This is a genomic window from Pseudomonas sp. GW821-FHT01D09, from assembly GCF_059422465.1.
Window position 1 is genome coordinate 1 of record NZ_JBWKWY010000037.1, and the last position, 21323, is coordinate 21323.

Consider the following 21323-nt stretch of genomic DNA (forward strand, 5'->3'; position numbering starts at 1 on the left):
GCGTCCCCTAGGGGACTCGAACCCCTGTTACCGCCGTGAAAGGGCGGTGTCCTAGGCCACTAGACGAAGGGGACACACGTACAACATTCACTCCCTACCGCGTTTCGCTGTGTGCTTTACGCTGTAAGTGGCGCGCATTCTATGGATGGATTGAAAGGTCGTCAACCCCCAAGGATAAATTTATTTAAATCAATGACTTCGCCCTGCTTTAGAGGCCTTGCCCAGGTTTCTCGCCGTCCAGGCTTTGGCGCCTATATTCTGACACCCGACAAGGCGTTATAGTCCCCACCGGCAAATGATGGCAATGTGCATCTACACAGACAAAGCCTACATATAAAGATGAAAGCACTGACTCATCTTGTCGAAGAGTCCTATCCGCCGCATGCGCCAATCACTACACTTCAACGTACATCCCATAAAGAGGTCACACCGGTGACACCACTCATGATCACCCTGCTGGTAATAGCCGGGATCGTAATACTGATCGCCATTGGCTACATGAACCACGTGGTGGAAAACAACAAACTGGAAAAGGCCCGGGCCCAGATTGAGCTCAACGATCGGCTGCGCCGCTGTGGCGAGATCACCGAGACGTTCCCCGGCCAACTGATGACGCCGCCGCTCAAGCTGCTGCTGACCCGCCTGGAACTGAACGTCAACCAACGCATGCTCCACCTCAACAAGTCCAGCTCAACCATCAAGGCCCGTATTGCCGAGTTGGAAGCCCTGGTGGGCCAGGGCGAATCGATCCCGGTGAATAACCCCCCAGGACCGATCCTGACCGAAGCCAAGGCCAAGGATGTGCGCTTCCTATTGGAAGCCCTGCACGGCCAAGTCACCCGTGCCGCCCAGGACGGTTTTTTGCCGACCAATGAAGCCAAGTACTGGATCAAGGAAATCCGTCACCTGCTGGTGCTGCTGCACATCGAGTTCTTCAACAACCTTGGTCAGCACGCGTTGCAACAGGCACAACCCGGCCAGGCACGCCTGGCGTTCGAGCGCGGCGTTCAGTACCTGCGCAAGCAGCCTGAGCCAGCCGCCTATAGCCAACACTTGCAACTGCTGGAGAAACAATTGGCGCGCGCCAACTCCATGGTGCTGACTAACAGCCAGCAAACTGCAGAAGAGGCCAGTGAGCTGACTGAAGGCTTGAAAGCCGATGACGCTGATGCCGAGTGGAAAAAGAAGGCCATCTACGATTAACCCCCTCCTGCCTTGAGTCACCGGGTGCAGCTTTGCACCCGGAGCCATCATCCTGCCTCTACCTCCCGCCGCTGTAATTCGCGTACAAAAGTGCACTTCATTCCTTTCACGAAAGAGGCCCCCATGCCAACTGTCGTCATTGATGACCAGCCCTTGCACTACGTGGACCAGGGCGCAGGCCCGGTTGTCCTGCTCGGCCAGAGCTACCTGTGGGACCGGCAGATGTGGGCCCCGCAGATTGCCGCCCTGTCGCAAAAATACCGGGTCATCGTGCCCGAGCTGTGGGGCCACGGCGAGTCTGGCCCGCTGCCGGCGCAGACCAGGACCCTGGACGACTTGGCACGCCAGGCCCTAGCGCTGCTGGACCACCTGGAGATTGCCAAGGTCAACCTGGTGGGTTTATCCGTCGGCGGCATGTGGGGCGCGCCGCTGGCGCTGCTGGCGCCTGAGCGGGTCAACAGCCTGGTGCTGATGGACACCTACCTGGGCGCAGAACCCGAGGCTACCCGCGAAAAATATTTCGCCCTGCTCAGCGCGATCGAGGCCACGGGGGCTATCTCTGATCCGCTGCTGGATATCATCGTGCCGATCTTCTTCCGCCCTGGCATCGACCGCGAATCGGCGCTGTATCAGGACTTCCGCCAGTCCCTGAGCAACCTCCCCAAGGATCGCCTGCTGCAAAGCATCGTGCCCCTGGGGCGCCTGATTTTCGGTCGAAGCGATGCGATGGAAGGCTTATCCGACCTGAACGCCGAGACAACATTGGTGATGTGCGGTCGCGAGGACCAACCGCGCCCACCCGCAGAGGCGCAGGAAATGGCTGATCGGATCGGCTGCGATCTGATCTTGATCCCGGATGCAGGGCATATCTCCAGCCGGGAAAACCCGGATTTCGTCAATGAGGCGCTGCTTACCTTTTTGGCTAATCACGCTTGATCACGGCTTGAGTATCGCCAATGCTCCTGGGGGGCCAATGCCGAGGCGTGGAGCTACACTCCCACAGGGCCTGAATAGGATCACAGGCGAAAATGCCCCACCATCCCCTTGAGCTGCACCCCCAGTTGCGCCAACTCGATACTCGACGCGGCGTTACCTTGCATGCTCAGTGCCGATTGATCGGCACTGGCGCGAATGCTGGTGACGCTGCGGTTGATCTCTTCGGCCACCGAGCTCTGCTGCTCGGCCGCCGCCGCGATCTGCTGGTTCATCTGCTGGATCAGCGAGACCGCCGCAGCAATGCTGCCCAAGGCGCTTTCGGTTTCCAGGGCATCGCTGACGGCCAGTTTCACCAGCTCGCCACTGTGCTGGATATCCCGGACTGAAGACTGCGCGGCACTGCGCAAGGTGCTGACCAGGCGTTCGATTTCTTCCGTCGACTGCTGGGTGCGCCTGGCCAGGGCGCGCACTTCATCGGCGACCACCGCAAAGCCGCGCCCTTGCTCGCCGGCGCGTGCCGCCTCGATGGCCGCGTTGAGCGCCAGCAGGTTGGTCTGCTCGGCGACGCTTTTGATCACTTCCAATACGCTGCCGATATTCTGGATTTCGGCGCTCAGGCTCTCGATGCTGGTGCTGGCGGAGGTCGCCGAACTGGCCAGCAACTCGATGCGTTGCAGGCTCTGGCGGACCACCTGCTGGCCGCTGTCGACCTTGCCGTCGGCGGTCTGCGCCGCTTGTGCGGCCTGCTCGGCATTGCGCGCCACATCGTGCACCGTGGCGGCCATCTGGTTCATGGCCGTGGCGACTTGCTCGGTTTCTTCTTTCTGGCTGCTGACTTCGAGATGGGTCTGCTCGGTCACGCTGGACAACGACTGGGCCGAGCGGGCCAATTGCTCAATACCCGCCTGCAACCCGCTGACCATGCTGCTCAGGCCGCTGCCCATCTGCTGCATCGCCTGCATCAACTGGCCCATCTCGTCCTGTCGGCTTACGTCCATGCGCCCGCTGAGGTCCCCGGCGGCAATCTGCCGGGCCACAGTGATCACACTGCGCAGCGGCAGGACGATCAAGCGAGTGATAAGCCACGCGGCAATCACCCCGACCAACAAGGCCAGGGCCGAGGAAACCATGATCAGCCAGCTGCTTTTGGCCAACTGCGCCTGCATCGACAGGTCCTGCGCGGCATAGGCCTGGTTGACCTGCGCCACCACCTGCGCCGCCCGCGCATGCAACTGCTGGTAGACGACCTTCTCCTGGGCCAGCAGGCCCGTGTATTCGGTGAGTTTTTCGCTGAAGGCGCTGATATGCCCGACCACTTCATTGAGCACGGTCTGATAACCAGGGTCCTTGACCAGGGTCTTCAGTTGCTCGGCCTGGGCCAGGGCCTGATCGGCCTGTTCGATGCGGCCTTGTCCGGCACTGCCTTCATCGCCCTTGCGGCTTTGATCCAGGCGCACCCGCGCTTCGTTCATGGCCTGCAACATCAGGCGCGAGACCTGCGCCACCTGCCCGGCCTGCTCGATAAACTCGGCCCCCTCCCGACCCTGGCTTTCCTTCAGGCCATAGGCCCCGTCGTCGGCCAGGCCGGCCTGCAATACATCAAGGTTATTGGCCACGCTGGACACCGACCAGCTGGCCATTTCCAGCGCCAGGTCCTTGGCCTGGGTCAGCTCGACGAACTCGTCAAACGCCTTGCGATAGGCGCCCAGCGCCTGTTCGACCTCGCTCATGTTCAGCGCCTGGGTCTCCACCACCAGGCTATCGACCCGTTGGTGCAGGGCCTCGACCGACTTGGCGTCGGTGCGCAACGCATACGCCTGCTCGATCAGGCGCACGTTCAGCAGCCCCTCATTGAGCGAAGACATGCCCTTGAGCCCCACAAAGCGCTGGCCAACGGTTTGCAGGGACCACACGCCAATCGCCGCCACCAGGGCCGTCAACAGCAATACCAGGGCAAACCCCAGCCCCAGTTTCCTGGCCAGCCCAAGGTTGGCAAATCGTCGTTGCACGGCCCAAATCATTGCGCAAAATCCTCTTGGCGTGGCGAATGCCAGCAAGCCTGGTATCCATGCAACGAGATTCGCAACGACAGGCCCCAGAACACAAGTCGTTGCCAGCACAATACTGGCAAAAAGCTACATGCCCGTCGTTTTCAGAATGGTGGAGGTCGATCCTGCAGGCCCCATGGCCTTGAACAACGCCAGGGCCCGATGATCGCAGGCATAAGCCACATTGATCCGCAGCCAGTCAGCGTGTTCGCCGGTCGGGCTGAACAACTCCCCCGAAGACAGCAAGACCCCGAGCTGTCGAGCCCTGGCGTGCAGCCTTGAGCCATCCCCTGCCCCCGGGCGCGCCCAAATGAACATGCCACCTGCCGGCACTGCAAACACCTCCCACTCTTCGTCCTCCAGCACCTGCAGGGTCTTGGCCATCTCCGCGCTCAAGCGGCGGCGCAGGCGTTGCACCCATTTGCGGTAGGTGCCGTTGGCCAGCAGGCTGGCCACCATCGCTTCGGCGAAGCGTGAGGTGCCCATGCCGGTGAAGGTCTTGAGCTTGAGCACTTGGTTGATAAGGGCCGTGCTGGCGGTGAGGTAGCCGACCCGCAGGGCGCTGCTCAGGGTCTTGGAAAAACTCGAGATATAGATGACCCGATCATCATGGGCCAACGCCGCCAGCCGGATACAGGAGGCATGTTGCAGGTCACCGTAGACATCCTCCTCGACAATCAGGAAGTCCTGGGTACGGGCCAGGTGCAACAGGCGCTCGGCCACCCCCCGCGAGAGGCTGCTCCCGGTCGGGTTGTGGTAGAGACTGTTGATGAACAGGCATTTGGGCCGGTGGTTGGCCAGCAGCGTTTCCAGCGCCTGGATGTCCGGGCCACTGCGGGTCCTGGGGACCTCCAGCAACGTAACGCCGTGGAAGGCCAATTGACGATAAAGGTTGCCGTAGCCAGGCGTTTCCACCAGCACGGTGTCGCCGGCCTTGAGCAAGGTGCGGATCAGCAAGTCCTGGGCATGGCTGGCCCCGTGGGTAGTGAGAATCCGCTCGGCACTGCTGCCCACCTGGATCTGCATCAGGCGCTTGTGCAATTGCTCACGCAACGCCGGCAGCCCCAGGGGCGTGCTGTAGTTGAAGACCCCAGCGGTGTCGGTACGGCTGATTTCGCGAATCGCGTAGCTGATGTCATCGCTTTCACGCCAGGAATCGGGCAACCAGCCGCACCCCAGCTTCAATTCTCCCAACTGGTTATCGGTAAAGGCCCCCCACCTGAGTTCCGCGCCCTCATACCACTGGCACTCCGCCAATGGGCTGCTGGCCACCGTTTGCGCCGCGACAACAAACCCCGAGCCGGCCCTGGAGGCCAGCACCCCATCGGCCACCATGCGCTCAAGGGCCTCGATCACACTGGATTGGCTGAGCAGGTTGTCATGGGCCAGTTGCCGGATGGAAGGCAGGCGCGTTCCAGGGCTGGCCCCACTCTCCCGGATCCATGCGGCAATGGCGCTGACAATTTGCTGAACCACCGGTACAAGGGCTTGTCGATTGATCCCTAAATCCATGAGCCACCCCCTTCAACTGTTTGGCATTTAACTCAAAACAGTTAAGCACAGAAGGCCAGGGTCGCCCTGCTCATAAATTTATTAAATCATTGATTTTATTGAATTATTTACCTATTGAAACACAATATCCCGGGGCATCTTGCCACCTGCGGAAACGCCCCACAGCACTTGAAATCACTTTCTCAGGGGGGCACGGAAACAGGTCCTAAATAGCCGTCGCACCACCGTCCACGGCCAATGCATGGCCGGTGGTGAACGCGGCGCCATCGCTACACAGGTAAAGGACCGCACTGGCGATTTCCGCGACCGTGCCAATACGCCCGACCGGATGCATGGCCGCGGCAAACTCGGCCTTGCGCGGGTCGGCCTCATAGGCGCGGCGGAACATGTCGGTGTCGATCACCGCCGGGCACACTGCGTTGACGCGGATTTTCTTTTTCGCGTACTCGATGGCCGCTGACTTGGTCAGGCCAATCACCGCATGCTTGGACGCCGCATAAATACTCATCTTCGGCGCAGCCCCCAGCCCGGCCACCGACGCGGTATTGACGATCGCCCCACAGCCCTGGGCCAGCAGCAAGGGCAACTGATACTTCATGCACAACCACACGCCCTTGACGTTGACGCCCATGATCGCGTCGAACTCATCCAGAGTGCCGTCGGCCAATTTGCCTTGTTCGATTTCGATGCCGGCATTGTTGAACGCATAGTCCAGGCGGCCATAACTGTTCAACACCTGCTGCATCAGGTTCTTTACATCCTCCTCCAGGGTGACGTTGCAGCGCACGAACACCGCCTCACCGCCCACCTCGCGGATCAGCGCGACCGTGCCCTCGCCGCCCGTCACATCCAGGTCGGCGACCACCACCTTCAAGCCTTCCCCGGCGAATGCCAGTGCCGTGGCGCGGCCAATGCCGTTGGCGGCACCGGTGACCAGGGCGACCTGGCCGGAAAACGTCATGCTCATAGCTTTTATCCTTGGATGAATACCCGTGCGCCCAGCATAGCCAGTGCCCGGCGCCCCGCGTCAGCACTATCAGAAGGCCGGTTGAGCGCCCATGCGTGGCAGTGATAAGTCTGCCGTGCCCACTATCAAGCCAGCCTATCGACGGGCATTCGCAGGCATCGGCCGAACTTGCTCCTGGCGCCTGGAAGGTCTATCACTTGAGGTTCATTTACCCAGAGTCCTTGCCATGACTGCCCAGACCAACCGCCAATTCCTGCTTGCCAAACGCCCGGTCGGCGCGGCCACGCGGGACACCTTTACCTATCAGGAAGTGCCAGTGGGCAACCTGGCGGACGGCCAGGTACTGGTGCGTAATGAGTACCTGTCCCTCGACCCGGCCATGCGTGGCTGGATGAATGAAGGCAAGTCCTACATCCCGCCGGTGGGCATCGGTGAAGTCATGCGCGCCCTGGGCGTAGGCCAGGTCATCGCCTCGAACACCCCGAAATTCGCCGTAGGCGATTACGTGAATGGCGCCCTGGGCGTGCAGGATTACTTCCTCGGCGAGCCCCGTGGTTTCTACAAGGTCGACCCGAAACTGGCGCCATTGCCGCGCTATCTGTCGGCGCTGGGCATGACCGGCATGACCGCCTATTTCGCCCTGCTCGACACCGGCGCGCCCAAGGCCGGCGAAACCGTGGTGATTTCCGGCGCCGCCGGGGCGGTGGGCAGCATTGCCGGGCAGATTGCCAAGATCAAGGGCTGCCGCGTGGTGGGAATTGCCGGCGGCGCCGACAAGTGCAAGTTTTTGCTGGATGAACTGGGGTTCGACGCGGCCATCGACTACAAGTACGAAGATGTGCCGGCGGCCCTCAAGCGCGAATGCCCGAAAGGCGTGGACGTGTATTTCGATAACGTCGGCGGCGATATTCTCGACGCCGTGCTCAGCCGCCTCGCGTTGAAGGCCCGGGTGGTGATCTGCGGGGCAATCAGCCAGTACAACAATAAGGAAGCCGTGAAGGGGCCGGCCAACTACTTATCGTTGCTGGTCAATCGGGCGCGCATGGAAGGGTTTGTGGTGATGGACCATGCGGCGAACTTTGCCGCCGCCGGGCAGGAAATGGCTGGCTGGATGGCGCAGGGCAAGCTCAAGAGCAAGGAAGATATTGTCGAGGGGCTGGAGACGTTCCCGGAGACGCTGATGAAGCTGTTCAATGGCGAGAACTTTGGCAAGTTGGTGCTGAAGGTCAACTGACACACCACACACCAATGTAGGAGCTGGCTTGCCTACGATGCAGACGCCTCGATTTTGCAGTAACGCCGAGGTGATGCTATCGCAGGCAAGCCAGTTCCCACATCTTTAGCGCCAGGGCATCAGGCGATTTCAGCGACCACCGCCGCCAGGGCCTTGGCCGGGTCAGCCGCCTGGCTGATCGGGCGACCAATCACCAGGTAATCAGAACCTGCATCCAGCGCCTGACGCGGCGTGAGGATACGGCGCTGGTCGTCCTGGGCACTGCCCGCCGGACGAATCCCCGGGGTCACCAGTTGCAATGCCGGATGGGCGGCCTTCAACGCCTGGGCTTCCAGCGCCGAGCAGACCAGGCCATCGAGGCCGGCCTTCTGCGCCAGGGCCGCCAGGCGCAGCACTTGTTCCTGGGGTTCGATATCCAGGCCGATAGCGGCCAGGTCTTCACGTTCCATGCTGGTCAGTACGGTCACGCCGATCAGCAACGGCTTGGGACCGCTGCGTTGCTCCAACACTTCACGGCACGCAGCCATCATGCGCAGGCCGCCGGAACAATGAACGTTGACCATCCACACGCCCATCTCGGCGGCGGCCTTGACCGCCATCGCGGTGGTGTTGGGGATATCGTGGAATTTCAGGTCGAGGAACACCTCGAAGCCCTTGTCACGCAAGGTGCCGACGATTTCAGCAGCGCAACTGGTGAACAGTTCCTTGCCGACCTTGACCCGGCAGAGCCTGGGGTCCAACTGGTCAGCCAGCTTCAGTGCGGCGTCACGGGTGGGGTAATCCAGGGCGACGATGATAGGAGTCTGGCAGACGGACATTGGAATGGGCTCTCAGGCAAGTCGAAATCGGCGCGGATTGTAGCGCAAGCAGCGGCTTTGCGGGATCCGATGATCGGTAAATCCTCGGCAAGCGCCTATTTTTCTGGGAGAACCGGCTAATATTTCAAAGTCGATACATTTACGACACGCCTACAACATACCCCGGCAGTAGCCTCGCCCGCACGCCCCGACACGGCGCCGATGCTCAACGCAATAACCCCGCCGCCGCCCCTGGGCCTGGCGGCCAACCAGGCAGATGATCGTCCATGCATACCCCTTGCGCCCTGCACCCTGAGCCCGACACCGAGGACAAGCGCTGGAACACCCGCGCGCTGATCGTCGACGACGATGTGCCGATCCGCGAACTGCTGATTGATTACCTGGCACGTTTCAATATCCGCGCCATTGGCGTGACCGATGGCGCGGCCATGCGCCAGGCCATGCTGGCCGAAACCTTTGATGTGGTGGTGCTCGACCTGATGTTGCCCGGCGAAGACGGTTTGTCGATTTGCCGCTGGCTGCGGGCTGAATCGGATATCCCGATCCTGATGCTGACCGCCCGCTGCGAGCCCACCGACCGCATTATCGGCCTGGAACTGGGAGCTGACGATTACATGTCCAAACCGTTCGAGCCCCGGGAACTGGTGGCGCGGATCCAGACCATCCTGCGCCGGGTACGCGATGACCGCAACGAGCAACGCAGCCAAATCCGCTTCGATAATTGGCGCCTTAACAGCGTGCTGCGCCAACTGGTGGCCGACAATGGCCTGGTAGTGCCGCTGTCCAACGCCGAATTCCGTTTGCTGTGGGTGTTTATCGAACGCCCGCGAAGGGTGCTCAGTCGCGAACAGTTACTGGATGCCGCCCGTGGGCGCTCGATTGAAGCCTTTGATCGCAGCATCGACCTGCTGGTCTCGCGCCTGCGCCAGAAACTGGGAGACGACCCCAGGGCCCCGCAACTGATCAAGACCGTGCGCGGCGAAGGCTACCTGTTCGATGCGCGGGATATCGGCTGATGCGCAACGCCTTCAACACGTTGTTTGGCCGCCTGTTCGGGGTATTGCTGGTGGCCATTGTGCTGGCCCATGTGCTGGCGGTCCTGTGGTTCCTGCATTACGGCCCGCCGCCGCCACCGCCTGTCGCAACGCTGACCGAACAATCGGACGGCACCTTGCAGCCGGCAGAGCCCCAGGCCTATAGCCGTCCCAGGCTCAGAGGCGCGGTGGTACTGCTGTCCTTCCAATGTATCTCGCTGATCATCGCCGCGTGGTTCGGCGCCAAGCTGCTCAGCCGCCCGATCCAGCGCTTGAGCGCGGCTGCTGAGCGCCTGAGCCTGGACCTGGACAGCCCGCCCCTGGACGAATCCGGCCCACGCGAAGCCCGCCAGGCCGCCTCCACCTTCAACCTGATGCAGCGGCGCATCCGCGAACAAGTCAGCCAACGCGCCCGTATGCTCGGCGCCGTGTCCCACGACCTGCGTACCCCGCTGTCGCGGCTCAAACTGCGCCTGGAGCAGATCGACGACATGCGCTTGCAGGGCCAGATGCGCCAGGACCTGGACGACATGATCGGCATGCTCGACGCCACCTTGAGCTACCTGCACGAACAACGCACCGGCGAAAGCCGGCAGTGGCTGGACGTACAGGCGCTGGTGCAGTCCTTGAGCGAAAACGCCCAGGACCAGGGCACGGATGTACAGTGCCAGGGCCAAAGCGCCCCACTGCTGGTGCAACCCATGGCCTTGCGCTCGTGCCTGAACAACCTGATCGACAATGCCCTGCGCTATGCCGGTACCGCGCGCATTGAACTGCAGGACAGCCCCCAGGCGCTGCTGATCAGGGTGATCGACCATGGCCCGGGGATTGCTGCCGAGCAGCGTGAAGCGGTGTTCGAGCCGTTTTTCCGCCTGGAAGGCTCACGCAACCGCAATTCCGGGGGCGTGGGGTTGGGGATGACCATTGCCAAGGAGGCGGTGGAGCGGTTGGGAGGCCGGTTGAGCCTGGAGGAAACACCAGGCGGTGGGTTGACGGCGAAAATATGGCTCCCCAGGGCTTCGTCGTAACTGCCAACCCCTCACTGCAGAATCGGAGCGTGCCAGAGCTAGCTGGCCTTATCCTCGCGACGCACCTGCGCCTGGCTCGCACTCCAATCCGTCAACAGGCTATACGCCACCGCCAGCAATGTCGGCCCGATAAACAAGCCGATAAAGCCAAACGCAATCAACCCACCAAACACCCCCAGCAACACGATCACCAGCGGCAGGTTGCCGCCGCGGCTGATCAGGTAGGGCTTGAGCACGTTGTCCACGCCGCTGATGATGAATGTGCCCCACACGCCGAGGAACACCGCGTAGGTGTAATCGCCCTTCCACGCCAGCCAGGCCGTGGCCGGGATCCAGACCAGGGGCGGGCCCATGGGGATCAGGCTGAGCAGGAAGGTGACCACCCCCAGCACCAGTGCCCCGGGCACGCCGGCGATCAGGAAGCCAATCAGTGCCAGCAATGCCTGGGCGGCGGCGGTGCCGATCACGCCGTTGACCACCCGCTGCACCGTTCCGGCCACCAGGTCGATGTAGTAGCCGGCACGCTCGCCGATCAAGCGCTCCAGCAAGCGGTGGACGAACATCGCCAGGCGCGGGCCGTCGCGGTAGAAAAAGAACACAAACACCAGGCTCAGGGTCAGTTCCAGGATGCCGCCGCCAATCTGTGCGCTGCGGGCCAGTAACCAGTTGCCAACCTGACCCAGGTACGGCTTGAGGGTGACCATCAAGGCCGCACCTTGTTGGTCGATGCTGTCCCACATGCCTACCAGCCGTTCCCCTACAAACGGGATGGAGCCCAGCCAGTTGGGCGCCTCGGGCAGGCCGTCGACCTGGATGTCCTTGATCAACGCCACGGCGTCGCGCACATGGTCGGCCAGGTTGAAGCCCAGCCACACCAATGGCACCGCCACCAGCAACATCCAGCCCAAGGTCAGGATCCCCGCCGCCAGGGACTCGCGGCCACCCAGGGCACGGGTCAACAGGCGCATCAGCGGCCAACTGGCAAACGCCAGCACCGCGCCCCAGAACAGCGCCGACCAGAACGGCGCCATCACCCAGAAACTGGCACCAAACAGCACCAGGAGCAGGATCTGCACCAGCAGGCGATCATTGTTGAGCATGTGCTTTCTCGAAAAGAAGTCTGTGAAGGAGAGCTTAGGCGAACGGCACGGGTCCGTTCGCCCTGGAACGATCAGCGGATCACTTGCAGGTGCAGGCCCTTGGCCTCGGCGCTGCCGGTTTCCAAGCGCGCCCCACGCACGCCCTTGTCGATCAGGCCCTGGCGCCAGGCTTCGGCGTTGGGGCCGCTCACACTGACCCGCAAGGTGGTGTCGAGGTTCAATCCACGGGAAATCAGGGTCAACCACGTGGCGTCGGGGGCAGCGCTCAGCGAGGGGAGGTCCAGGTCACCGGTGCTTTTCAGTTCGCGCAGCAGCGTGGCCGAGGTCGGCAGCAACTGCCCCAAGGGCGCGCTGGCGTCCATTTGTTCCACATGCAGGTAGGCCCGGCGATTGCCGCGGGTGATGCCATACAGCGCCACCAGCGAGTTGTCCTGAGGGGCGGCCAGGCGCAGCAAGAGGAATTCCTGCTGGCCATCGGCGCCGACCAGCTTGGCATTGCCCAGCACTTCGTTGGCCCAGAGGCTGCTTTCGCCGCAATCGCGGGCCTGGCACCAGAACAGCAACTGTGCGCCCTGCCCTTGCAGCGCCTCGCGCGTGGCTTTGAAGGCCGCGCTGGAGCTGTGCTCGGCGGGCAGTTCATAGGTGATGGCGGTCACTTGGCCACGGGCCGTGGCCTGGCCTTCGTAGCGCAACTGGCCACTGATCTTGCGGATCGCGCCCATGGGGTAGATGCGTTCTTTGTCTTCGGCGGGGCGGTAATCGACAATCTGCGCATCCACCTGACGGGCGACGCTTGGCAGGTCCTGGCTTCCCGGTACATCAGCGGCGAAGACCAACGGGCTGATACAGCACAGCCCAAGCACACGGATAATTCCCTTGGCACTGCTCATCGGATCGGTGCGCCTTGGCCGGTGGATGCCTGCGCGATATTCGGATTGTTCATGGTTGACTCCCGTTCAATCCGCCCAGCCTCGACAGTTGCCCCCGCCAAGTCAAGGCGCGGTGAAGAACCGATTGAAACAGTCTGCAACAAGAACCGCCCCCGACTCGTCGTTCAAGTGCAAATGATGGCCACCTGCAAGGGTCGTCACGGTGAATGGCAGTTGGGAAAGCAGCTCGGGATGTTTGGCCAGCATGCCCTCCTGCGCGACCACCAACTGCGTAGGGCAAGCCACCCGCCGTACGAAGGCCATGGCCTGGTCTTGCGTCAGGCGCATCGGCGAGGCCAGGGTCAGGCGGCTGTCGCTGCGCCAGGTGTACCCCCCCGGCACCGGCATCAAGCCGCGCTGGGCCAGGAGTTCCGCGGCTTCACGGCTGACGGCGACCACGCCTTTCATCCGCGCCTCCACCGCCCGGTCGAGGCTGCCGTACACCGGCTTGCGTTTGTCTTGCAGGTTGATTTGCGCCTGCAAGGCCATGCCCAGGCGCTCGGCGGCGTTCTCGCCGGTGGCGGTTGGCGGGATCACGCCGTCGATCAACCCAAGGTGGGTCACGCGCTCCGGCAAGGCCCCGGCCAATACGGTGGAGACAATCGCGCCGAGGGAGTGGCCAAGTAATGCAAAACGTTTCCAGCCCAGCTGTTCGGCCACCTGCAGCACATCAAACACGTAATCCCACAAGGCGTACCCTGCCCCGGGCGGGCGATGAGCCGAGTGACCGTGGCCGGCCAGGTCCAGGGCGACAATGCGCAAGCCGTGCAGCCTGGGCGCCAGGCGCGCAAAGCTGTTGGCGTTATCCAGCCAGCCATGCAGGGCGATCACCGGCAGGCCGTCTTCCGGGCCGAACAGATGGGCCGCCAGCTCAATGTGCGGCAGGCTCAGGCGCACTTCTTCGACAGGCGTGGTCATGCGCAACTGCGCTCGCGGGCTTCCCAACGGGTGAACAGGTTCTTGAGCAGGGTCGCCGTGTCCTGCGGGCGCTCCAGGGGGAACATGTGGCCGCCGGGCATGGTCAGCATCTCGCCCATGGGCAGGCGCGCGACACCGCTGGCGTGATGGCGCATTACCACCCGGCTCTGGCGGCCGCGCACCACGGCCAATGGCACTTTGAGCTGGCGGGTCTGGCCCGGGCTGGTGTGCGGCACGCCCCGGTAGATGCTGATTTCCGTGGCCGGGTCGAACCGCAGGCGCAGGCGGTCGCCAACCTGGTGCAAACCGTGTTGCAGGTAGGCTTCCAGGCAGTCCGGGTCAAACCCGCGGAACAACGTCTTGCCGGAAAAATACTGGCGCGCCGCGTCCAGGTCGCTGAACTCTTCACGGCGGCCCAGGGTGCGACCGGCGGGGGTCAGGCGATCGATCAGGCCAAAGCGCTTGGCTGCGCGGATCACCCAGCGGTCGGCCAGGGTCAGCACCGGCGAATCGAGCATCACCACCCCGCGATACAACTGCGGGCAGCGCAGGGCTGCGTGCAAATGCAACACCCCGCCCAGTGAGTGGCCGACGCCCCACACCGGCTGCGGCTGCTGCTCCAGGTGGTGGATCAGTTCGTCCACCAGGTTCTGCCAATTGTCATCCACCGGAAACCGCGGATCGTGGCCGTGCTGCGACAGGTGCGCCACTGCGTACTCCGGCGCCAGGGCCTCGAACAATTTGCCGTAGGTCGCCGAAGGGAAGCCATTGGCATGGGTGAAAAACACATGTTGCGACATAACCTGCCCATCTTCAAAAACAGAAATCGATTGTCCTCACCCCCGGCCGCCACAGCAATGACTGTAACTGCCAGGAATGATGACACTCACGCCACGCCTATCGCGCCGGCGGGTTCTCGCCCAGCGGCACCACGGCCATGGTCAGGCGCGACACACAACTAGCCTTGCCTTCGTCACTGCTCAGGCGAATGTCCCAGACATGGGTGGTGCGCCCGATATGGATCGCCCGGGCCACCGCCGTCACCCGCCCCGAACGCAGGCCGCGCAGGTGGTTGGCGTTGATTTCCAGGCCCACGCAGTAGAACTTGCTGGCGTCGATGCACAGGTAGCTGGCCATGGAGCCGACCGTTTCGGCCAACACCACCGAGGCCCCGCCGTGCAACAGCCCATAGGGTTGATGGGTGCGGTGGTCGATCACCATGCTGGCGGTCAGGGATTGCTCGTCGAAGCGCTCGAAACGGATGTCCAGCACTTCACCAATGGTGTTTTTCTGGATGGCATTGAGTTGCTCGATATTGGGAACGGTGCGCCACAGGCTCATTGCAGTGTCCTTGTTGATTTTATTGAAGGCTCAATCCTGCCACAGCACGGCCTCGGCGCGCGCGCTCCAGGCCTGGAACTGTGGGCCGTAGGTTGACTCGATCACGTTGCGCTTGATCTTCAGGGTCGGTGTCAGAAAGCCGTTTTCCACAGCCCAACTGTCTTTCACCACCACCAGTTGACGCAAGCGCTCATGTTTATCCAGCACCTGGTTGACCTCTTCCAGCAGGCGTTCCAGGCTGCCGTGCAAGGCTTGCCGGGCCTCGCTGGCGGCCTCCTGCAGGCCCACCGCAGACAGCACGCACAAGCCCATCGGCGCGCTTAGGCCATCGCCGACCACACACACCTGCTCGATGCGCCCGTGCACCGCCAGGCGGTTTTCGATGGGAGCCGGGGCGACGTACTTGCCCTTGCTGGTCTTGAAGATTTCCTTGAGGCGCCCGGTCAGGCGCAAGCGGCCTTCGGCATCCTGCTCGCCCTTGTCGCCGGTCCGCAGGAAGCCATCCTCGGTGAGGGTCTCGGCGGTCTTCTGCGGGTCCTTGAAGTAGCCGAGCATGGTCGCGCCGCTGCGCACCTGGACTTCGCCGGCCGGATCGATGCGCACCTCCACGTCCGGGCACGCCAGGCCGATCCAGCCGATCTTCTGCTGGCCGGGGCGACAGATATGGGAATAGCCACAACTTTCGGTCATGCCATACACCTCCAACACATCCAGGCCCAGGCGCAGGTACCAGTGCAGCAACGCCTCGGGCACCGGCGCGGCGCCAGACAGGGCCACGCGCACCGCATCCAGCCCAAGCCCGGCGAGGACCTTGTGGCCGACGCGCTTGCCGATAAACGGCAGGCGCAGCAGCAGGTCCAGGCGTTTTTCCGGGATTTTGCCGTACACCCCCATCTGGAACTTGGTCCAGATCCGCGGCACGCCGAACAAGGCCGTGGGCCGGGCACGTTGCAGGTCGGTGAGGAAGGTGTCGAGGCTTTCGGCAAAGAATACCGTTTGCCCGGTATAGATCGCGGCCATTTCGACAAACATGCGCTCGGCCACATGGCACAGCGGCAGGTAGGACAGCAGGCGATCGCCCTCCCCCAGGCCAAACATCTCGGCGGCCCGTGTGGCCGCAAACGTCATGGCGCCGAAGCTGTGCATCACGCCTTTGGGCAGGCCGGTGGTGCCTGAGGTATAGATGATCGTCGCCAGGTCTGTCGGCGCAGGTGCAGGGGTGTCCTGGATCGGCGAGCAGGCTTGCAGGTCGGCCCAGGTGAAGTCGAATGGGCCTTCGGGGCACAGCGGCAGGCTGATGGTCGCAAGCCCGGCCTTGACCCCCGGCGCCATGGCCGGCCAGTCGTCGAGCTTGCCGATAAACACCAACGCCGCCTCAGAGTGCTCCAGCACATGGGCCACGGAGTCGGCGGTGAGGTTGGGGTACAGCGGGACCGAGACATGCCCGGCCATCCAGATCGCCAGGTCGGCGATGATCCAGTGCGCGCAGTTTTTCGAGATCAGGGCAATGTGCGAGCCCGGGGGCAGTTCCCGTGCGCGCAGCCAATGGGCGGCGCAACGGACCTGGTGGCCGACCTCGCCCCAGGTGAGGGTCTGCACCTCGCCGCCCCCTATGGGTTGGACCAGGAAGCGCTGGCGCGGATGGCGCGCCTCACGTTCAAAGAAAACCTGCAGCGGCAAACGAAAAGCGTCAGACATGGGGCGCGCTCCTGAGTGTTTTTATTGGGAACCAACCAAGCACTTGCTTGGTAGACTATTCCATGCACAAAGGGCGCTGCAAGTTACTTGCAGGCACAACACAAATAAGTGTGGGAGCGGGCTTGCCCTAATGCCAGTCAGTTAAGCGGATTCTGCTTTCTGTAGGAGCGAACTTGCTCGCGAAGGACGTCAACGATAACGCGTGTTTGCTAGGTAAACGCGGCGCTCTCAAGTTCTTCGCGAGCAAGCTCGCTCCTACAAAAAGGCTTAACTGACTGGCATTAGGGCTTGCCCGCGATTGCGGTGGGTCAGTCAATAGAAATGTCGACTGTTACACCGCTATCGCGGGCAAGCCCGCTCCCACAGTTGATTGTGTGGTGCTTGAAAAATCAGGGGTTTTTGACGTTATTGAGGCTCATCAACCCCGCCAACGGAAAGTCCCCTTCCAGCTCCGCCAGGCTGGCGGTGTGCATCGGTTGCGGCTGGCGCTGGTGCCCGTGCTGCAAAAAGCTGATCAGGTTGCCCACCAAAGGTTGATGGCTAACCAGCAGTACATTGTCATCGGTGTCGAGTTTCTCCAGTACTTGCAACGGATTGCCATCCGGCGTCAGCCACGCAACCGTGCGAATGTCTGGGGCAAAACCCAACGCCTCACGCACCAGTTGCGCGGTCTGCTGCGCCCGCGCGTAGGGGCTGGCGATGATGGCCTTGATATCCGCGCCGATCAGGTGGGCAGCACTGTGCAGCACCTCCTGGCGACCGCGCTCGGTCAGGTTGCGCTCGGCATCGCAGGCAGCATGGGACTCGGCTTCACCGTGGCGCAACACCCACAGTTTCATAACTTGGGCTCTTCATCGCGCACCGGGTGCGGGGCGGGCGGCACGCTGTGGGCGGCCTCGCCTTCCGGGGCGCGCGGGGCGGGCCAATCGGCGAAGGGCCAGGGCTTCTGCTCGCTGTGGAAGCTGCCAAAACGGCCAATCTGCGCGAGGAACTGGCTGAGGCTGTCGCCAACGTTCATCAGGCTCAGGTTCGGCGCGCCATAGATCAGGCGGTAGATCAATTGCACCACCACCAGCGCCCCAAGGATGAACTGCGCCACTTGCCAGACCAGGGCAAACACCAGCATCCACAGGATGCGCAGGGCAATGGATTCATATTGGGGGGCTGTTTTCGGATCGTTCATCGCGCGTTCCTCAGTTGAAACCACTGGTGGAAATAAAGTCGACATCGGTCTTGGGCTCGGCACGCATCAGCAACTCGATGACCTGATTCAAGGTGCGCCCTTCAAACAGGATAGCGTGCAGCCCGGCAACCAGCGGCATATAGACCCCAGTTTCCTGGGCCTTGGCCTTCAGCACTTTGAGGGTATTGACCCCTTCGGCCACTTCCCCCAGGCGGGTGACGGCGTCTTCCAGGCTCAGGCCCTGGCCCAGGGCAAACCCCACCTGGTAGTTGCGACTTTTCGGCGACGAACAGGTGACGATCAGGTCGCCCACCCCGGCCAGGCCGAGGAAGGTCATGGGGTTGGCCCCCTGGTTGACCGCAAAGCGGGTCATTTCCGCCAGGGCGCGGGTGATCAGCATGCTTTTGGTGTTTTCCCCCATGCCCAGGGCCACGGCCATGCCGGCGATGATGGCGTAGACGTTTTTCAACGCGCCGCCCAGCTCCACGCCAAAGCGGTCGGCACTGGCATAGACGCGGAAGGTACGACCATGCAGCACCGCCTGCACCTGTTCGCACAGGGCCTCGTCTTCACTGGCGACCACGGTCGCGGTCAGGGCGTGTTCGGCCACTTCCCGCGCCAGGTTCGGCCCGGAGAGCACACCGATACGGGCCTGGGGCGCGATTTCTTCGAGGATTTCGCTCATCAGCTTGAAGGTCTGGGCCTCGATGCCTTTGGTCAGGCTGACCAGCATCTTGCCCGCCAGCCGCTCGGCATGGGGCGCCAGCACCGAGCGCAGGGCGCTGGAGGGCAGCGCGACAAAGCACAGGTCGCACTCATCCAGAGTGGCCAGCAGGTCCGTGACCGGCGTGACCGCCGCATGAATCTTGATGCCCTTGAGGTAACGCGGGTTTTCCCGGTTGACCCGGATGGCCTCGGCCTGTTCAGGATCGCGCATCCATTGGCGCACCTGATGACCGTTTTCAGCCAGCAGATTAGCCACGGCGGTACCAAAACTTCCGCCTCCCAGGACCGCAATAGGGCGCTGTTGAGTCATATGCAATCCGTTAATCCATAGCAGTGGCGATGGCGGCATTATACGGGCCGGCCAGACGGCGGCCAGGCCCTTCTGTGATTTCCCGCAATTGTCGGAAAATGCCTGAATAGACCACAGTAATTGCGATAGCACCGACTGGCAAAAGCGCCCGCCTCAGTTAACATGGGCGGCTATCCGCAATTATCAAGGCCGTGCCGTGTATTTGGGCCCTCCTCCTCGTTCATCTCTGTTCCTGGCGCTGTTGGTCAGTACGCCGTTGCTGGCCGACGATCTGTTCCTCGACAACCAGCCGCTGCCCCAGGTCCTGACGGCGACCCGGCTCAAGCAGTCGGCCGCCGCCGTGCCGGGCAGCATGACGGTGATCGACAGCGAATTGATCAAGGCCAGCGGCGCGCGGGATATCGCCGAGCTGCTGCGCCTGGTGCCGGGCATGATGGTGGGCTACACCTCGGGCAACCAGGCCGCCGTCAACTATCACGGCACCAATGCCAGCGAAGCGCGGCGCATGCAGGTGCTGATCGATGGCCGCTCGGTGTACCGTGCCGGCCTGGCCACGGTGGATTGGAGCGATATTCCGGTGGCCATGGAGGATATCGAGCGGATCGAGGTGTTCCGCGGGCCCAATACCGTCAGCTACGGCGCCAACGCGCTGATGGCGGTGGTCAATATCCTTACCCGCTCGCCGGCCAACAGCCAGGGCACCCGGATGAAAATGACCCGGGGCGAGCGCGGGATCAACGATTGGTATGCCAGCCAGGGCCTGGGCTGGGACACCGGCAACCTGCGGCTGTCGCTGTCCGGGCAACAGGATGACGGTTTCGACAGCAACCGGGTCGGCGCCGACTACCGCGACAGCCGCCGGCTCAGCCGCTTCAGCCTGGCGGCCAGCCAGACGCTGAACCCGCAGCAAAGTATCGACTGGCAGATCAATGCCAAGGAAGGGACCAACCAGCGGCCGTACACCTACAAACCCGTATTTGCCGGGATTACCGACGGTGGTACGGATTCTGATGTCACGGCCAAGGACTACGCCGCGTCCCTGCGCTGGAACTTCGACTTCAACCCCGAGCACAGCCTGTATATCCAGGGTTCGGCGCAGCAATGGGACCGCCGCCAGGTCTGGAAAGCCTGTGACGCCAAGGTCTCGTTCAGCCCGCAGCTGACACAACTGTGGCAAATGAACCCCAACTACGCCGAAAAGCTGGCGCGGCACATGCAGGACTATGCAAGCGGCAGACCTCCGCAAGGCTCCGCCGCCGAGCAGGCGCTGGCCGAAGAAGTCCTGAAACAATGGAATAACGGCGGCAAGGAGAGTGTCTGCGGCAACATCGACCAAAGCACCAAGGAAAGCCGCTACGACCTGGAAGTGCAGGACACCCTGAGCCTGTCCGACAGCCTGCGCCTGGTCAGCGGCATGAATTACCGCTACGACCGCGCCGACTCCGACACCTACTTCGATGGCCAGTTGGACGACATCACCTGGCGCCTGTTCGGCCATCTGGAATGGCGCGCCAGCGAGCACTGGCTGTTGCAGGGCGGGGCGATGTACGAAAACACTCACCTGAGCGGCAACTCGCTGACGCCCAGGGTCGCGGTCAACTACCTGATCAACCCGCGCCACGGGCTGCGGGCGGTGTACTCCGAAGCCATCCGCTCGCCGGACATGTTCGAGAACAACGTCAATTGGAGCTATAAGGTCACTAACCTCAGTTCCCCCGTATACGGGCAGAACACCGGTCAGTATTTCGTCAAGACCCGTGGCCCGGGCGACCTCGACAAGGAGCTGATGCGCTCCCGCGAGCTGGGCTACAACGGCTTTTTTGCGGATATCGGGCTGAACCTCGACGTCAAGCTGTTCTATGACGAAATCACCGGCATGATCAGCGAGCCCTTGCGCAATAACCAGTACATCGCCAGCAACAGTAACCGCTCGCGGTTCACCGGCGCCGAAACCCAGCTGGACTGGCACCTGAGTGCCGCCGACCGCCTGCGCCTGACCTATGCTTACGTGGACGCCCACGCCAGCAACCCGCAGGACCAGCAACAAACCGCGCGCAACAGCGGTTCGGCCGGCTGGATGCGCGAATGGGGGCATGGCTGGTCCAGCGCGCTGTTCTATTATGGCAACGATGCACTCAACCAATATCGCTTTGAACGGGTCGATATGCGGGTCGCCAAACGCCTCGCCCTGGGCAAGGCCAACCTGGAGCTGGCCGGCATGCTGCAACAACGCCTCGACCAGCAGCCCACCACCCACGCCGACAACTACTACGACCAGCGCCATGTGCTCTACTTCAGTGCGGAGCTAGAGTTCTGACATGAACCCTGCCCAGTCAAG

General features: G+C 62.6%; 19 protein-coding genes, 1 tRNA gene and 1 pseudogene. 6 read left to right on the forward strand and 15 right to left on the reverse strand.

Annotated elements, in window-relative coordinates:
• Position 1 precedes the first annotated feature (1 nt).
• Positions 2-74, reverse strand: a tRNA-Glu gene (locus AC07W7_RS23660).
• 358 nt (positions 75-432) lie between these two features.
• Here AC07W7_RS23660 and AC07W7_RS23665 point away from each other — a divergent pair.
• On the forward strand, positions 433-1203 hold the full coding sequence (locus AC07W7_RS23665) for a hypothetical protein (protein WP_099169461.1): 771 nt from the start codon (positions 433-435) through the stop codon (positions 1201-1203).
• Between the two features lie 123 nt (positions 1204-1326).
• Positions 1327-2139 (forward strand): alpha/beta fold hydrolase, encoded by an 813-nt coding sequence (locus AC07W7_RS23670; RefSeq protein WP_495040228.1) that lies wholly within the window; start codon positions 1327-1329, stop codon positions 2137-2139.
• 80 nt (positions 2140-2219) lie between these two features.
• Here the strand turns inward: AC07W7_RS23670 and AC07W7_RS23675 are convergent, their stop codons facing one another.
• From AC07W7_RS23675 to AC07W7_RS23690, 4 genes and pseudogenes are all read right to left on the reverse strand, one after another.
• Positions 2220-3137 (reverse strand): methyl-accepting chemotaxis protein, encoded by a 918-nt coding sequence (locus AC07W7_RS23675; protein WP_495040239.1) that lies wholly within the window; start codon positions 3135-3137, stop codon positions 2220-2222.
• Positions 3132-4160 (reverse strand): annotated as a pseudogene (locus AC07W7_RS23680) (methyl-accepting chemotaxis protein); the annotation flags it as partial. The gene AC07W7_RS23675 and the pseudogene AC07W7_RS23680, both read right to left, overlap by 6 nt.
• A 114-nt stretch (positions 4161-4274) precedes the next feature.
• Positions 4275-5699, reverse strand: a complete 1425-nt coding sequence (locus tag AC07W7_RS23685) for an aminotransferase-like domain-containing protein (protein WP_495040229.1) — start codon at positions 5697-5699, stop codon at positions 4275-4277.
• Between the two features lie 205 nt (positions 5700-5904).
• Positions 5905-6666: an SDR family oxidoreductase gene (locus tag AC07W7_RS23690; protein ID WP_495040230.1), complete on the reverse strand. Its 762-nt coding sequence runs from the start codon at positions 6664-6666 to the stop codon at positions 5905-5907.
• A 226-nt stretch (positions 6667-6892) separates the two neighbouring features.
• Here AC07W7_RS23690 and AC07W7_RS23695 point away from each other — a divergent pair, with 226 nt between their 5' ends.
• Positions 6893-7900, forward strand: a complete 1008-nt coding sequence (locus AC07W7_RS23695) for an NADP-dependent oxidoreductase (RefSeq protein ID WP_495040231.1) — start codon at positions 6893-6895, stop codon at positions 7898-7900.
• 119 nt (positions 7901-8019) lie between these two features.
• On the opposite strand, the gene pyrF is transcribed toward AC07W7_RS23695, so the two are convergent.
• The gene (pyrF, locus tag AC07W7_RS23700; protein WP_099169467.1) at positions 8020-8718 is read right to left on the reverse strand and encodes an orotidine-5'-phosphate decarboxylase; all 699 of its coding nucleotides are present in this window, start codon (positions 8716-8718) and stop codon (positions 8020-8022) included.
• A gap of 266 nt (positions 8719-8984) precedes the next feature.
• On the opposite strand from pyrF, the gene AC07W7_RS23705 reads away from it, so the two are divergent.
• Complete coding sequence (locus AC07W7_RS23705; RefSeq protein WP_495040232.1) at positions 8985-9734, forward strand: response regulator; 750 nt, start codon at positions 8985-8987, stop codon at positions 9732-9734.
• Positions 9734-10780 carry a sensor histidine kinase gene (locus AC07W7_RS23710; RefSeq protein WP_495040233.1) on the forward strand — a complete coding sequence of 349 codons (1047 nt, stop codon included), beginning with the start codon at positions 9734-9736 and terminating at the stop codon, positions 10778-10780. The genes AC07W7_RS23705 and AC07W7_RS23710 overlap by 1 nt, the downstream gene beginning before the upstream one ends.
• A gap of 38 nt (positions 10781-10818) precedes the next feature.
• Here the strand turns inward: AC07W7_RS23710 and AC07W7_RS23715 are convergent, their stop codons facing one another.
• From AC07W7_RS23715 to AC07W7_RS23755, 9 genes are all read right to left on the reverse strand, one after another.
• On the reverse strand, positions 10819-11880 hold the full coding sequence (locus AC07W7_RS23715; RefSeq protein WP_099169469.1) for an AI-2E family transporter: 1062 nt from the start codon (positions 11878-11880) through the stop codon (positions 10819-10821).
• 71 nt (positions 11881-11951) lie between these two features.
• The gene (locus AC07W7_RS23720) at positions 11952-12770 is read right to left on the reverse strand and encodes a DUF4892 domain-containing protein (RefSeq protein WP_197882492.1); all 819 of its coding nucleotides are present in this window, start codon (positions 12768-12770) and stop codon (positions 11952-11954) included.
• 102 nt (positions 12771-12872) lie between these two features.
• Positions 12873-13727, reverse strand: a complete 855-nt coding sequence (locus tag AC07W7_RS23725) for an alpha/beta hydrolase (protein WP_495040234.1) — start codon at positions 13725-13727, stop codon at positions 12873-12875.
• Positions 13724-14527, reverse strand: a complete 804-nt coding sequence (locus tag AC07W7_RS23730; protein WP_076964831.1) for an alpha/beta fold hydrolase — start codon at positions 14525-14527, stop codon at positions 13724-13726. The genes AC07W7_RS23725 and AC07W7_RS23730 overlap by 4 nt, the downstream gene beginning before the upstream one ends.
• A 97-nt stretch (positions 14528-14624) precedes the next feature.
• Positions 14625-15068 (reverse strand): hotdog fold thioesterase, encoded by a 444-nt coding sequence (locus AC07W7_RS23735; RefSeq protein ID WP_099169472.1) that lies wholly within the window; start codon positions 15066-15068, stop codon positions 14625-14627.
• A 30-nt stretch (positions 15069-15098) separates the two neighbouring features.
• A complete protein-coding gene (locus AC07W7_RS23740; RefSeq protein ID WP_495040235.1) occupies positions 15099-16766 on the reverse strand; it encodes an AMP-binding protein in 1668 nt (555 codons plus the stop codon).
• A 389-nt stretch (positions 16767-17155) separates the two neighbouring features.
• Positions 17156-17605 (reverse strand): phosphohistidine phosphatase SixA, encoded by a 450-nt coding sequence (gene sixA, locus AC07W7_RS23745; protein WP_076964828.1) that lies wholly within the window; start codon positions 17603-17605, stop codon positions 17156-17158.
• Positions 17602-17949, reverse strand: coding sequence for a DUF4389 domain-containing protein (locus AC07W7_RS23750; RefSeq protein WP_076964827.1), 348 nt, complete (start codon positions 17947-17949; stop codon positions 17602-17604). The genes sixA and AC07W7_RS23750 overlap by 4 nt, the downstream gene beginning before the upstream one ends.
• 10 nt (positions 17950-17959) lie before the next feature.
• Positions 17960-18985 carry an NAD(P)H-dependent glycerol-3-phosphate dehydrogenase gene (locus AC07W7_RS23755; protein ID WP_076964826.1) on the reverse strand — a complete coding sequence of 342 codons (1026 nt, stop codon included), beginning with the start codon at positions 18983-18985 and terminating at the stop codon, positions 17960-17962.
• A gap of 196 nt (positions 18986-19181) precedes the next feature.
• Between AC07W7_RS23755 and AC07W7_RS23760 the strand changes: the two genes are divergently transcribed.
• On the forward strand, positions 19182-21302 hold the full coding sequence (locus AC07W7_RS23760; RefSeq protein WP_076964825.1) for a TonB-dependent receptor plug domain-containing protein: 2121 nt from the start codon (positions 19182-19184) through the stop codon (positions 21300-21302).
• The last annotated feature ends 21 nt before the right edge of the window (positions 21303-21323 follow it).